Annotated in this window: 14 protein-coding genes; 6 read left to right on the top strand and 8 right to left on the bottom strand. The window is 64.1% G+C overall.

Translation table 11 applies throughout. The features are described from left to right. Position 1 precedes the first annotated feature (1 nt). The 5 genes from ABIA90_RS29230 to ABIA90_RS29210 form a co-directional block, all read right to left on the bottom strand. On the bottom strand, positions 2-514 hold the full coding sequence (locus ABIA90_RS29230) for a hypothetical protein (RefSeq protein ID WP_354120516.1): 513 nt from the start codon (positions 512-514) through the stop codon (positions 2-4). Between the two features lie 95 nt (positions 515-609). Beyond that, on the bottom strand, positions 610-1,026 hold the full coding sequence (locus ABIA90_RS29225; protein WP_354120517.1) for a VOC family protein: 417 nt from the start codon (positions 1,024-1,026) through the stop codon (positions 610-612). A gap of 105 nt (positions 1,027-1,131) precedes the next feature. Further along, positions 1,132-1,614, bottom strand: coding sequence for a DUF5680 domain-containing protein (locus ABIA90_RS29220; RefSeq protein ID WP_354120518.1), 483 nt, complete (start codon positions 1,612-1,614; stop codon positions 1,132-1,134). Positions 1,615-1,617: 3 nt separating this feature from the next. After that, positions 1,618-2,769, bottom strand: coding sequence for a zinc-binding dehydrogenase (locus tag ABIA90_RS29215; RefSeq protein ID WP_354120519.1), 1,152 nt, complete (start codon positions 2,767-2,769; stop codon positions 1,618-1,620). 130 nt (positions 2,770-2,899) lie between these two features. Further along, positions 2,900-3,538, bottom strand: a complete 639-nt coding sequence (locus ABIA90_RS29210; RefSeq protein WP_354120520.1) for a Clp protease N-terminal domain-containing protein — start codon at positions 3,536-3,538, stop codon at positions 2,900-2,902. Positions 3,539-3,860: 322 nt separating this feature from the next. Between ABIA90_RS29210 and ABIA90_RS29205 the strand changes: the two genes are divergently transcribed. From ABIA90_RS29205 to ABIA90_RS29185, 5 genes are all read left to right on the top strand, one after another. Then, positions 3,861-4,340, top strand: a complete 480-nt coding sequence (locus tag ABIA90_RS29205; protein ID WP_354120521.1) for a GNAT family N-acetyltransferase — start codon at positions 3,861-3,863, stop codon at positions 4,338-4,340. Between the two features lie 37 nt (positions 4,341-4,377). Beyond that, positions 4,378-5,175, top strand: coding sequence for an alpha/beta fold hydrolase (locus ABIA90_RS29200; protein ID WP_354120522.1), 798 nt, complete (start codon positions 4,378-4,380; stop codon positions 5,173-5,175). Between the two features lie 142 nt (positions 5,176-5,317). Next, positions 5,318-6,565 carry an MFS transporter gene (locus ABIA90_RS29195; RefSeq protein ID WP_354120523.1) on the top strand — a complete coding sequence of 416 codons (1,248 nt, stop codon included), beginning with the start codon at positions 5,318-5,320 and terminating at the stop codon, positions 6,563-6,565. Positions 6,566-6,617: 52 nt separating this feature from the next. Continuing rightward, entirely contained in the window at positions 6,618-7,784 is a 1,167-nt protein-coding gene (locus ABIA90_RS29190; protein ID WP_071912618.1) for an MFS transporter, read from the top strand. A 68-nt stretch (positions 7,785-7,852) separates the two neighbouring features. Beyond that, positions 7,853-8,464: a PilZ domain-containing protein gene (locus tag ABIA90_RS29185; protein ID WP_063982484.1), complete on the top strand. Its 612-nt coding sequence runs from the start codon at positions 7,853-7,855 to the stop codon at positions 8,462-8,464. Here ABIA90_RS29185 and ABIA90_RS29180 read toward each other — a convergent pair. Then, positions 8,451-8,654, bottom strand: coding sequence for a hypothetical protein (locus ABIA90_RS29180; protein ID WP_187388013.1), 204 nt, complete (start codon positions 8,652-8,654; stop codon positions 8,451-8,453). The two genes, ABIA90_RS29185 and ABIA90_RS29180, sit on opposite strands and share 14 nt — an antisense overlap. Positions 8,655-8,794: 140 nt before the next feature. Here ABIA90_RS29180 and ABIA90_RS29175 point away from each other — a divergent pair, with 140 nt between their 5' ends. Then, entirely contained in the window at positions 8,795-9,418 is a 624-nt protein-coding gene (locus ABIA90_RS29175; protein WP_028154093.1) for a transglutaminase-like cysteine peptidase, read from the top strand. A 119-nt stretch (positions 9,419-9,537) separates the two neighbouring features. Here the strand turns inward: ABIA90_RS29175 and ABIA90_RS29170 are convergent, their stop codons facing one another. Further along, complete coding sequence (locus ABIA90_RS29170) at positions 9,538-11,301, bottom strand: CYTH and CHAD domain-containing protein (protein WP_354114802.1); 1,764 nt, start codon at positions 11,299-11,301, stop codon at positions 9,538-9,540. Positions 11,302-11,752: 451 nt separating this feature from the next. After that, on the bottom strand, positions 11,753-13,108 hold the full coding sequence (locus ABIA90_RS29165) for a metal-dependent hydrolase family protein (protein ID WP_071912614.1): 1,356 nt from the start codon (positions 13,106-13,108) through the stop codon (positions 11,753-11,755). Between the last annotated feature and the right edge of the window lie 48 nt (positions 13,109-13,156).

Here is a 13,156-nt window from a genome sequence, read left to right as displayed (position 1 = left end):
TCTAATCCCTGGAGGTCGCCAGCTTGCTGAAGCGGCCGACCAGCCTCGCCTTTACCCGTGCAACTGTGTCCCTCGCCGCGCGGCTCAGGGCGCGGATGGCGCGCCAGGCGTCAGTTGCCTGCAGCCACGCCTTCACCTCGGAGAACTTGCCGTACGCCCAGGCGAACGCCGGAATCCGCATCAGCTTGTCGCGCGTGAGATGGAACAGGCGCTCGACCAGCACGAGCTTGAGCAATTCGCCGACGATGAAAGTCACGGCGGCGCTCACGACCTGACCCGTTGCGGCGAGGTAGGCCGCCACGGGCTTGATCGGCTCCAGAATGATCACGGGCACGGAAAACAGGGCGAGCGAGGGATAAGGGGACAGCGACCTGATCCAGGTGCGCAACCACTTGAATTCGAAATGCCGCCCAATCCAGCGCGCCATTGGCCGCGCGACGGCCATGAAGACGGCATCCACCAGGAAGTAGATGGCCGCCAGGATGTAAGTAACGGGTTTCAGGATTCGCTTCACGATACCTCTCCCGTGAAGTGAAAGTCGGAACCTGGGCCTAAGTTTCACCTTAACATGGATAGATCGGGGATTCCCGATGGAACTTTTTGGGCGCCTCAGATCTCGGCATAGACCTCCAGCAAATTGCCGTCGGGATCGCGAAAAAACAGCGTCCGGTGTCCGAACGACTGGTTCGTCGGCGGTGACAGCAGCGCCAAGCCCTGCCGCACCAGTTCATCGGCACATTGATCGACCTCGGTCGCGGACACCTTGAAGGCCAGTTGCAGCGAAGCGCTGCCCGCCGGCGTCGGCGCGTCGGCCGCGGTCCGGCTCGGTCTCGCCAGCGCCAGCGTGTTGCCGCCCAGGCCGTACTCGATCCAGTTCGGCGAGAGCTCGCGCAGCAGCGGAAAGGCGAGAACGTCCTCGTAGAACCGGCGCATCGCCGCCATGTCGCGCACGAATATGACGGTGTAGTCGATCGCGCGAATGGCGTTGAAGGGGGAGCGGGTGCGCGGGTTAGGTTCGTCTGTCATTGTAGCCCTCATTCCAAACTCAGGCTCGTAGCCCGCATGGAGCGGAATGCGGGACCGGCGGCCCCGGATTGCGCTGCGCTCCATCCGGGCTACAAGGTTCAAGAATTATCGCAACAAACCACCGCTATAGCGCAGCTCGTACAGCGGTGCGCCATCATGCCGCGAGATCGTCTCGACGCCGTGGAAGCGATCGAGCGCCCTTTCGACCTCGTTGCGGTAAGTCATGCCTGCCTGCTCGAACAGGCGCGGTCCCCGATAAGGCTCCTCGACGCTTGCGCCCAACAGCGCCCGGCGCAGGAATTTGTAGATCTCGAGCAGCGTGGACCGATCCGTGATGTCCGCGCGGGCGCCGCCGCTGTAGCTCATCGACCAGATGACGCGGTCATCCCGTGACACGGTCTCTTGGCCAACGAAAAATCCCATCCCGAAATAGATGTCGCGATAGGCATAAGGTGGCGCGCGATGCTCGAGCTGCTTGGAGCCGGCGAGCAGCGGCGCGGCCACGGTCGCGTCGTCGTCCAGCCCCGCATAGGTGCGCCGCTTGGCTTCGACCAGAAACGCTGCGAGATCGGGTGGAATGGACGGCATTATCTAGTCCACCAGTTCCGGCCACGGCACGATGGTCGATTTCACCGTCTTCATCGCCATCGCATCCCTCACCGCCTGCGCGACGCCCTCTTCCGTGAACGGATAGATCGTCTGCATCTTCAGCCAGGGATACTTGTCACGCGTGCGGTAGAGCATGTCGACGCCGAGCGGGAGATCATTACCGGTAAAGCCCCAGGATCCCAGCACGTTGAGGTCCTTGGTGCAGATGCGGTGCCAGGAGGTCTCGATCGAACCGGCGTCGGTGAACTGACCCATCTCGACATAGGTGCCGCCGTCGCGCAGCATCTCGATGCCTTCGGGGCCGGCGGTCGGATGTCCCGAGCAATCCATCACGAGATCGGCGCCGAAGTGGCCTACGATCTCGCGCACACGGGCGATGCGCTCCTGCGGCGATTTGATCTCCTCGATGTTGACCGTCGCCTCCGCGCCGAACTCGCGCGCGAGCTTGAGCCGAGGCTCTTCCGGCGCGCCGACGCAGATCACGCGCCCCGCCCCCATCTCCCTGGCGGCCGCGACCGCGAGAATGCCGATCGGACCCGAGCCCTGGATCACCACCGTGTCGCCCCAGGAAAAACCACCGGCGCGACTGGCGCGGTTGAAGGCGCGGATGCATGAGGTCAGCGGCTCCGAGAGCGCGCCCAGCCGCAGCGACATGTCGTCGGGCAGCTTGTAGATCTTGGTGCCCGGCAGCATCTCGAGATCGACATAGACATATTCGGCCCAGCCGCCCCACATGTGAGGTGGTTTATCGAAGCCGAGATAGCGGCCGTAATAGACCGGCGTCAGGCACTTGTTGGCGGTCTGCGGATAATGGATGCAGTAATAGCAATGGCCGCAGGGCATCAGCGGCGGGATCATCACTTTCGAGCCGACCTTGAGCGGCTTGCTCATGAAGTCCTCGGTGAATTCGTCGCCGCATTCGACGATGATTCCGCCGAGCTCGTGGCCGAGCGTGAACGGCCAGGGCAGCGGCTTCGGCCAATGCCCTTTGAGAATGTGCAGATCGGTGCCGCAGACGCCGCAGGCGCCGACCTTGATCAGCGCAGCCTTTTTGCCGACCTTCGGCCATGGCACGGTCTTGATGACGGGCTCCGAGCCCGGTCCTGCGTGAGTGCAGACGCGGATCTGGTCCATGGGTGTGTCCTCGCTGCCCGTCTGTTATGATTGATGGTGCGGCCGACGATCAGCCTATGACAGCCGTGGGGCGTTGCAAATACCAAGGTGCGTACCTCAAATGCACCGGGGCAGAAGGTTCACTGTTCTCTCAACTTGCGCGAGGAAGCGCTCTCTCAAGACCTTCGCCGGTCATGCCCTGCTCGCTCAGGAGCCAAACCGCAGGACTTGCAGTTTCGCTGAACATGGTCGCCAACACGTCCAGACCGCTCGTTTCACGTTTCAGGCTGCGCACGGTCGCACGATGCACCACACGTCGAAATGCAACCGTCGGCGTCGTGTCGCGCTCGTCGCGGATCATCACCCAAGTGCTCAGCTTATCGTCGATATAGGAGACTGTGGTTCGCCTCAGGGCTTCGAGGTCAACCTCGCTGGCCTTCATCACTTCCGAGGCATCCGGATCGTCCAGCAGCGCAAGCAAGAGATGCTCCAGCGTCGCAAACTCGTGCTTTCGCGCTTTGGCGTAAGTGAGAGCCCTGTTCAGAGTCAGATCGAGCTCCCGGGTAAATCCCGAAGGCCACTTGATGCTCGCACGCGGTGGCTGAGCCGAGGTCGTGTCAGACGCCGGCGGTCCGCGTCGGATCGCGGCAGCAAGCGTATTCCAGTCAGCCAAGCCAAACAGCTCGGCGGTCAGCTCAAGGCTTTCGGCGACCGAAATCTTGAGACCTTTGGAGGCGAGAGAGGCGCGCAGCGTGCGCGCCATGGCTTTAGCATCGCGAAAGTCGCGCATGGCTTACTCCTTTGCTTGAACACTTCGGGAAGCCAGTGCTTGCGTTGCTGACCCGTTGTTCGGCAAAGGGGCCAAGACGATGCATGCGATACGTTCACCATCCCGTAAAGGGTGCAAGCGGCAGGTCGTATCCACCTGAAAGAAAGGTGGCTCGGCGGCCGCCAAGTGTCAATACTGACGACTCGCGCGCGCCCGTAAATGGCTTGCATCCGGACGCCGGTCTAGGATGAGATGGCTCGCAGCCCGCATGGCGCAGCGTGGAATGCGAGACCGGCGTCCCCGGATTACGCTTCGCTCCACCCGGGCGACAAGGACAACGTCGATGCTACGTGACTATCAGCCGACTGATGCGGAAGCGATCGTGCGCGTCGCTCTCGCGGCTTTCGCGCAATTCGAGCAGGATTATTCCGACTGGCCGTTGTTTACGACCCATGTCGCGAAGATGCCGGAGCTTGCCAAAACCGGCGAGATCATCGTCGCCGAGGATGGCGGCCAGATCGTCGGCGCCGTCGCCTATGTCGGTCCGCAAGCCCCGAAGCCGGCCTTCTTCGATCCGGCCTGGCCGGTCATCCGCATGCTGGTGGTCGATCCGGCCGCGCGCAGCAAGGGCATCGGCCGGCAATTGACCGAGGAATGCCTGCGCCGCGCCGAGCGCGACCGGTCGCCGGTCATCGCCCTGCACACGACGCCGATCATGACGGTCGCATTGCCGATGTATCAGCGGATGGGATTTACCAGGGTTCGCGAGGCGCCCGATATTCTGGGCGTGCCCTATGCGGTTTACGTCAAGGCGCTGGGGTAGGATGGCGTCGGCGTTGATTCTTTGACAGTCGTTGCGAATGACAAACTGGACGAGCCGAACCTGCGCGGCAAATGGCATCGACATCCATTATTTACGGACCGGGGACGACAAGCCTGCGCTGATTGCCCTGCATGGTCTGACCGGAAGCGGCGCCTGCTGGACACCGTTGGCGCGCGCTCTCGAGGACGGCTACGACGTCATCATGCCCTCTGCGAGAGGACATGGCGCGTCGAGCGCACCGTCCGGCGGGTATCTGTACCGCGATCTCGCAGACGATGTCATCGGCCTCATTGACGCGCTCGGGCTGACTGCCCCGATCCTGCTCGGCCATTCCATGGGCGGCATGACCGCCGCCGTGGTTGCGAGCGAGATGGGTACGGCCATTCGCAGCGTTATCCTCGCCGATCCGACTTTCTTGGCACCGGAGCGCCAGCGCGAGATTTACCGGAGCGACGTCGCCGAGCAGCATCGCCGGCTTCTCGCCCGGGACAAGGACGAGGCGCTGGCCGAAGCCCGGCGGCGGCATCCGCACCGCTCATCCGAGCTGCTTGACCTGATCATTGATGCGCGGCTGCGGACCGAGATCAGCGCCTTCGAGGTTCTCACGCCGCCGAACCCGGATTATCGCGAGCTTGTCGAAGCCATTGCCGTCCCGTGCCTGCTTGTCATCGGAGACAATGGCGTTGTCTCCGTCGAAACGGCGCGGGAGCTGCAGGGGCTCAATCCACACCTCAGCCATGAGGTGATCGCGAATGCGGGCCATGGGTTGCCATATGACAAGCCGGATGAGTTTGCTGCGGTGGTCAGGTCGTTTCTGGCGACGGAGATCGCGTGACGCGCTGCTTCGTAGCCCGCATGGAGCTTTGCGGAATGCGGGGTCGGCGGTCCCGGATTGCGGGCTACGGACAAACACCCAAGTGTCTTGAGCGGCCGGCGGTGAACGTGTAAGGCCCGAACAGTCCCACCCAGGTGATCGCTTGAACCCCCTTCCCCAAAATCCTGTTGTCGCGTCCGGATCGTTCGCGGCGATGAAGTCGGTGCCGTACCGGCTCCAGTTCATCGCCTACGTGCTGGCGATGATGGCGGACAATATCGAGCATGTGATCAGCTATTGGGTGGTGTTCCAGAAATTCCATTCGCCGACGCTGGGGGGCTTTGCCGTGCTGTCGCACTGGCTGCCGTTCCTGCTGTTCTCGGTCGCGGTCGGCGGGCTCGCCGACCGGTTCGATCCGCGACGCATCATCCAATGCGGCATGCTGCTGTTCATCGTGGCCTCGGCAGGATGGGGCTTCTTCTTCATCACCGACACCATCCAGATGTGGCACGCGATGCTGCTGCTGGTGATCCATGGCTGCGCCGGCGTGCTGTGGCAGACGCCGAACCAGCTTCTGCTCTACGATCTCGTCGGTCCCGCGGATCTTCCGAGCGCAGTGCGCCTGAATGCGATGGCGCGCTATCTCGGCATCCTGGTCGGCCCCGCCGTCGGCGGCGTCATCATGCTCACGCTGGGCACCTCGCACGGCATCATCTTCAACACGCTGTTCTACCTGCCGATGCTGCTCTGGCTGTTCTGGGCCCCGGTGCGCGACAAGAGCGTCGCGGTGCGGCGCTTCGCCATGCGCGGCCTTGCCGACATCGTGCTGACGATGCGCGCCATCGGCACGCAGCCGGTGCTGACCGCAATGACGTGGCTCGCCGGCCTCACCTCCTTCATGATCGGCAACGCCTATCACGCCCAGATGCCGGGCTTTGCCGGCGATCTCGGCCACGGCGATCCCGGCGTCTCCTACAGCGTTCTGCTCGCGGCCGATGCGGCAGGTGCACTGCTCGCCGGCATCGCGCTGGAATCCTGGGGACGGTTGAAGGGCACGCCGCGCACCGCGATCACGCTCGCGATGCTGTGGAGCGTGGCGCTGCTCGGCTTCGCCGCGGTGCGGATCTATCCGGTCGCGATCGTGCTGCTGTTCTTTGCGGGTTTCTTCGAGCTGTCGTTCAATACCATGGCGCAGGCGCTGGTGCAGTTGAACGCGCCGCACGACATCCGCGGCCGCGTCGTCGGGCTCTACAACATGGCTGGGCTGGGGATGCGGGCCTTCAGCGGCATCACCGTCGGCCTGTTCGGCGCGGCGATCGGCATTCACTGGTCGCTCGGGCTCTCGGCCGCGGTGCTGCTGGCGCTGCTGTGTCTTCTCTATGGGCGCGCGACGAGGAAGACAGCCGGTTGACTCTCGTCCCTCTCCACCGCACCTTCGAGAGAGGGCTTGGGGAGATGAGACGTTGCGCAATCGCTGGGGCATTCTTGCGATCCTGTTCGTCGTGCGCCTCACCATCGCGTTCCAGTTCCAGAGCGTGGCCGCAGTCGCGCCGTTGCTGCAACAGACCTTTGGCGTCGGGCTCGCCGATATCGGCATCCTGATCGGACTCTATTTCACCCCCGGCATCGTGCTGGCGCTGCCGGGCGGCGCGATCGGCCGGACCCTTGGCGACAAGCCGACGACGATCGCGGCGCTGCTGCTGATGACTGCGGGCAGCCTCGTCATGGCCACCACCGACATCTGGGGCTGGCAGATGGCGGGCCGGCTGGTCTCCGGCGCCGGCGGCGTGCTGTTGACGGTGCAGCTCACCAAGATGGGCACCGACTGGTTCGCCGGGAAGGAGATCGCCACCGCGATGGCGATCTTCGTCAACTCCTGGCCGGCCGGCGTCGCGATCTCGCTGCTGGTGCTGCCGGCGATCGGCACGGCCTATGGCGCGAGCGCGGTGTTCCTGGCGGCGGGCGCACTCACGGCCATCGGTATTGTGCTGATCACGCTCTATCAGTCGCCGCCGGGAGCCACAGTCAGCGCGGCCGGCCCAGGCCGGCTCGATCCCCTCGCGCTGCTGGCGGTGATCGTCGCAGGTCTGATCTGGGGACTCTTTAATGTCGGCTTCGCCATGATCTTCTCGTTCGGCCCCTCCCTGCTCGCCGAGCGCGGCTGGAGCATTGCGGCGGCAGGCTCCGCGATCAGCCTCGTGATGTGGCTGTCGGTGATCTCGGTGCCAGCAGGCGGCTATCTCGCCGACCGTTTCAAGCGTCCGCTCACGCTCGCGACCGCAGCCAGCCTCATCGTGGCCGGGCTGCTGGCCTGGTTGCCGCGATCGGATGCGGTGATCACGGTCCTCGTCCTGATCGGCCTGATCGGCGGCCATCCGGCCGGCCCGATCATGAGCCTGGCCGCCCGCGTGCTCGCGCCGGAGACAAGGGCGATCGGCATGGGTGTGTTCTACACTCTCTTCTATGCCGCGATGATGCTGGGGCCGGCGGTGGCCGGCCGGCTGGCCAAATCGGCCGGGACGGCCGCGGTGGCGCTCGACCTCGGCGCGCTGACGGTGCTGGCCTGCCCGCCGCTGATGTGGCTTTTCGAGCGCATTGTGTCTGTCCGTAATCGACGCGCCCAATCCTAACGCGGCGTTAACCCTGTGCACCTTAGGGTCGTCCCGGACTCCGCCAGGCGGGGGGTCGGGTTGTGAAAATGGCGTTGGCGAACAAAAAATTTCTTCCGGCCGCCGAGGAACGACGGCGTTTCCAGCGGGTGAAGGTTCACCTGCTCGGCCGCTACATGCTGCCGGACCGCCGGGAATTCCCCTGCCAGGTGATCAACATGTCGCCGGGCGGACTGGCGCTTCTGGCCCCCGGCATCGGCAATGTCGGCGACCGCGTGGTCGCCTATCTCGACCATATCGGCCGGGTCGAGGGCAAGATCACCCGCATCATCGACAACGGTTTCGCCATGACGGTCGGGGCGACGCCGCGCAAGCGCGACAAGCTGGCGGCACAGCTGACCTGGCTTGCCAACCGCGACATCCTCAATCTGCCGGAGGATCGCCGCCACGACCGAATCGTGCCGCGAAACCCGATCGCGGTGCTGACGCTCGAGGACGGCACCAAGATGACCTGCCGCATCATCGACCTCTCGCTGTCCGGTGCCGCCATTGCCGCGGAGAACCGCCCGCCGGTGAAATCGATCGTGCTGCTCGGCCGGGTCCAGGGCCGCGTGGTCCGAAACCTCGAGGACGGCTTCGCGCTGGAGTTCATGCACGAGCAGCCGATAGAGACTCTCGAAGAGAGCGTTACCGCGCGGTAAAGCGCAAGGACGCTAAAACGCCTGTATTTCCAGCCCTGAAGGCGGCTTCCGCGATGCGGACGCCGCCTTTTTCGTGTCCGGCGACCGCCTCGCGCGGGTTAACGCGAGGGCCGCGTGCGCGCGCAAACAACAGTTCCGCCAGCGTTTCCGCGTTAATAGATAAAATTTGAATCAATTGAAGTAATTTCAAATCTTAGTCGAATTCGATTCAAGTATAGATCGAATTCATCGCGCCTTTTACTTGCATTCGTCTCGACTTGACTTGGCCGACTTAGCGGCAACTCAAAAGCTCCATGCGAAATGTGGTCCCAACAAGAAACGGGGGCCGCAATGTTGGACTTCAGGGGACAGGGGAAAGGGCTGGCACTGGCTGCCATGCTCTTCGGGATCAGCGCGGCAGCGCAGGCCGGCGAAGGCCGCCTGCTCTACGCGAGCCTCGGCGACACCACGCGTGCGCCGATCGGCTGGGTCGAGTTCTGTGCGGATAATGCCGCTCAGTGCCAGGGCGCGCCGACGCAACCGCGCGACATCGTGATGTCGCAGGCCGCATGGCGCGACCTCGTCAAGGTCAATCGCTGGGTCAACGAGACCGTCAAGCCTTTGACCGACCAGGAGCACTGGGGCGTGATCGAGAAGTGGTCGCTGCCGACCGACGGTTACGGCGATTGTGAAGACTACGTGCTGCTGAAGCGCAAGATGCTGATCGATGCCGGATGGCCGCGCGAGGCCCTGCTCATCACCGTCGTGCGGGACAAGAAGGGCGAAGGACACGCGGTGCTGACGGTGAAGACCGACAAGGGCGAGTTCGTTCTCGACAATCAGAACGAGAACGTCGTTGCCTGGACGGAGACCGGCTACCGCTTCGTCAAGCGCCAGTCACAGAGCGACCCCAATGTCTGGGTCTCGCTCGGCGACACCAAGCCGGCGGTCTCCACCGCCAGCGCCAAGAACTAGCAGTCAGGAAAACGAGTTACGCGGCCCGGTCACATCCCCACCCCTCCCCGTCCCAGACCGGTTCGCGCGCGGCCAGCCATCCCCCAATGGCTGGCCGCAACTTTTTTTGGGGCGAGCAATCAGCCCTGCGACGACCAGGGCACGCGCGCGGCGGTGAAATCGCGCCACGTGCGTTGCAAAGCGGGCTGCACGCCGATCGATGCACGTGCCTGCCAGCCGGCGATCGCCGCAGCCGCGACGGCGCTGTCGGGTTCAGTACCGAGCCCATCGAGCAGCGATGCCGTGACCGCCATATCGTTGAATGCGCCAAGCTCCTCCTGCAAGGCTGCGAGCCTGCGCGAGAAACGTCGCGCCGACTTGCGATCCTCGTACAGCGGCAGCAGGAACTCGCTGAGATAGCGCAGCCGCTTGGTCGCGAGCCGCACCCGGTGCAGCTCCTCGGCGGGAAGCGACTTGAAGCGGCGGCCACGCTTGAGCACCTTGGCGTATTGCTCCGACAAGATGCGTCGCGCGAAATCGACGGCAGGTTCGGCGAGCTGGCCGAGATCTTCGGCGGCAACGTCGTTGCGCCAGCCTCGCGTCTCGATCCAGTTTCCGAGGCCGATCAGGAACACGGCGCAGCGGCGATCGTCGAGCGCATCATGCGCCTTGCGATAGGCGTCCGACTGGCGCTCGGCCGCAGCCCGGCCCAGCGCATCGAAGCCGGCGACCAATGGACAGGCCTGTGCGATCGTCGGCAAGGTATCGAGCTGGAACACGTCCCAATCACGGGCGGCGGACAGGTCTTGCGCCAGCCATTTGACCTCCGACCGCAGCGCGTCGAGATTGCTGAGCGCGCCGACCGATCGCATCAGGTCGAGCGCCGATCGCAGCCGGCGCAGCGAGACGCGGAGTTGATGCACGCCTTCCGGGTTGCGCCCGTCCTCGGCGGCCGGCAGCGACTGAAGCAGATGGAGGAAGCAGGAGCGCAGGATCGTCGCGAAGGCCTCGTCGAGCGTGACCGACGCATCGAGGCGAAGTTTTCGCGGACGACGTGCCGGGGGCGGCTCATCGGCGGCAAGATCAAAGCCGCGCGCCGACTTGGTACGGATGGACGGCTTGACCGCGCCCTGCTCCGCGAGCCGCAGCGCGACCTCGTAGATCGTGCTGGCGCTGCCGCTCTTCAGCTCAAGCTCGATCTCGCTCACCGGTAGCGTGCGATCGCCAGCCGTCAGCTCGCCTTGATCGAAGGCGATTTCGACCGTGCCGGACGGCAAGTCGATCATCCTCGCATGACGACGGATGTTAGCTGTGAAGACGGCTTCGAGCGGCTGCGCCAAGAGGTGGCTACGAAGCTCCTCCGGAATGAAGGGCATCGCCAGAGCGAGATCGGGCGCAAGCGACGACACGCTCGCCTCCCACTCGCCACGGCGCAGCGGATCGTCCGCAGCGTCCGTCTTCACGGTCTGCACGAAGCGCGCGCCGCTCTGGCGGACGCGCAGGCTGAGGCCATTGCGCCGAAGCAGGCGCTCGGCCGTGTCGTAATAGACCGACTTGAGATGCTTGCGCGTGCCCTTGTTGCGCGCATTGGCCGTGATGACCGGCGCGGCGTTGAAATGCGCCATGCGAGCGGCATCGACGAGCAGCTTGAGCTCGATCTCACCGGCGGGACGCGCAGCAGTGCCGGACTGGGCTGGCTCCGGTGCAGGCGTCGTGTCTTGCGATGGCGTCTGATCAATCACAGCGCCCTCGACGATCGCATGTTCCGGGTCGGGCTCGGCTGCGTCACGTTGCCTGAGGAAGCCGGCGACGACTTGCGTTCTCTTGTTCCTGTCCTTGAGGACAGGATTCCCATCCGGCGCGCTCATGGTTTTGCGAGCCGGTGTAGCGTCTGATTTCAACATTTCCGGTGACATGACAGTTTGATGACAGAGCGCAGCATATAGCTCGTCAGGCCCGCAAGGAATAGCAACGTTACGTCGCAACGCATCATCGTCCACATGCGCCATGCGCGACGCTAAAGATCGGGCAGGACTGTCATAATTCGTCCGGCGTGACGAATTAAATTGCCGCCGCGTACAGTAAGTGATCGAATTGATAGCGAATCTCGGCGTTCTCGAAACCGAGATGAACGCGTCAGCGAGCTTGACTCATGCTAGCAGAAAAATTCTTTCTGGTTTTGGAGACGCTCAGAAGTCACGCCTCCGATGGTGACAGGCCGGAGATTGTGACAAGCCCCGCGCGGCCTCCTGCGCTCCCCGAGATCGCAAAAGGCTCTCGACCAGGAAAGCCGGTTCCTGACGAGCGCGACTAGAAGCGATTGAATTTCGCGGGCTCACACCTGCCCAGCGCGCATCAATGCGCGAGCCTGTTCTTGTAGATCCTGCCGTCCTTCATGATCACCACAAAATTCTTCGCGGGATCTTCGACAAGCTTGATGTCGTCGAGCGGATTGCCGTCGACCAGCAGGAGATCGGCGAGCGCGCCCTCCTCGACCACGCCGAGCTTGCCGGGATAGGGATTGCGCAGGCCCGACAGGCTCAAGAGTTCAGCGTTGGTCGACGTCGCCATCGTCAGCGCTTCGGCCGGCGTGTACCAGCGCGTCAGTGCGGCCAGCATCGAGCCCTGCTTGTCCGCCAATGCCTTCGAGAACAGGACGTCAGTGCCGAACGCGGTCTTGATCTTGTACTTCTTCGCCAGCGCATAGACGCGGTCAGTGCCGGCAACGACCTGCCGCATCTTGTCCTGCTCCGACGGTCCCAGCGCCGCGGCGCCGGAGATATCAAGGAATGGTTGCGTGCTCAGCCAGACGCCCTTCTCCGCGATCAGCTTCGCGCTCGCCTCATCCATGAGATGTCCGTGCTCGATGCATCTCACGCCGGCCGCGATCGAGCGCTGGATCGCGACCGACGTATAGGCGTGCGTGGCGACATAGGTGCCCCAATTGTCCGCGGCCTCGACAGCGGCGCGCAGCTCGGGCTCGGTGAAGGTGGAGACATCGAGCGGACTGAAGGGCGATGCGACGCCGCCGCCCGCCGTGAGCTTGACCTGCGACGCGCCTTGCATCAGTTGCTCGCGCGCGCGCACGCGCACCTCGTCGGGGCTGTCGGCAACCATGCTGCCGCCGATCAGCTCCATGCGGCTGAGCATTCCGCCGATCGTGCGCGGCAGATCGGAGAGCTGCCGGAAGTCGCCATGACCGCTGGTGACGGTGATGATGGCACCGGACGGATAGATGCGGGGTCCGGCGACGAGATCCTCGTCGATGGCCTGCTTGAGGCCGAAGCTCGGTCCGCCCATGTCGCGTATGGTGGTAAAGCCGCGCATCAGCGTCGCCGTCGCCTCACTGGCGGCGAGCAAATTGTTGTAGCCGATATCGCCTGCGAGGGCTGCCATCGGCGTCGGACGCACCAGCATCGCGTGCCAGTGTGCGTCGATCAGTCCCGGCATCAGCACGCGGCCGCCGCCGTCGATCACCTGACCGGTGGCCGCGATATCGGCGGTCGAAATCTTCTCGATCTTCCTGTTCCTGATCAGGACGTTGGACGCGGCCGAGAGCGTGGCATTCTTTCCGTCGAAGATCCGAACGTTGCGGAACAGGACGGCGGAGTCCTGCTGGGCTCGTAAGGGCAACGGGCTGCCGAGGCTTCCAATCGACACAAGCAATGCGGCGGCTCTGAAGAGTCCGGCCGGCGTGGTCCAACCCCACATGTCCAATCTCCACGCAGATCCGGGCGAACGCCAGCCAGCTGACGCCGC

Source organism: Bradyrhizobium sp. LA6.8 (assembly GCF_040547935.1).
In the GTDB taxonomy this organism is placed as follows: domain Bacteria; phylum Pseudomonadota; class Alphaproteobacteria; order Rhizobiales; family Xanthobacteraceae; genus Bradyrhizobium; species Bradyrhizobium barranii.
The sequence above is the reverse complement of the archived record's forward strand: the minus strand, read 5'-3'. Positions and strand labels throughout refer to the sequence as shown.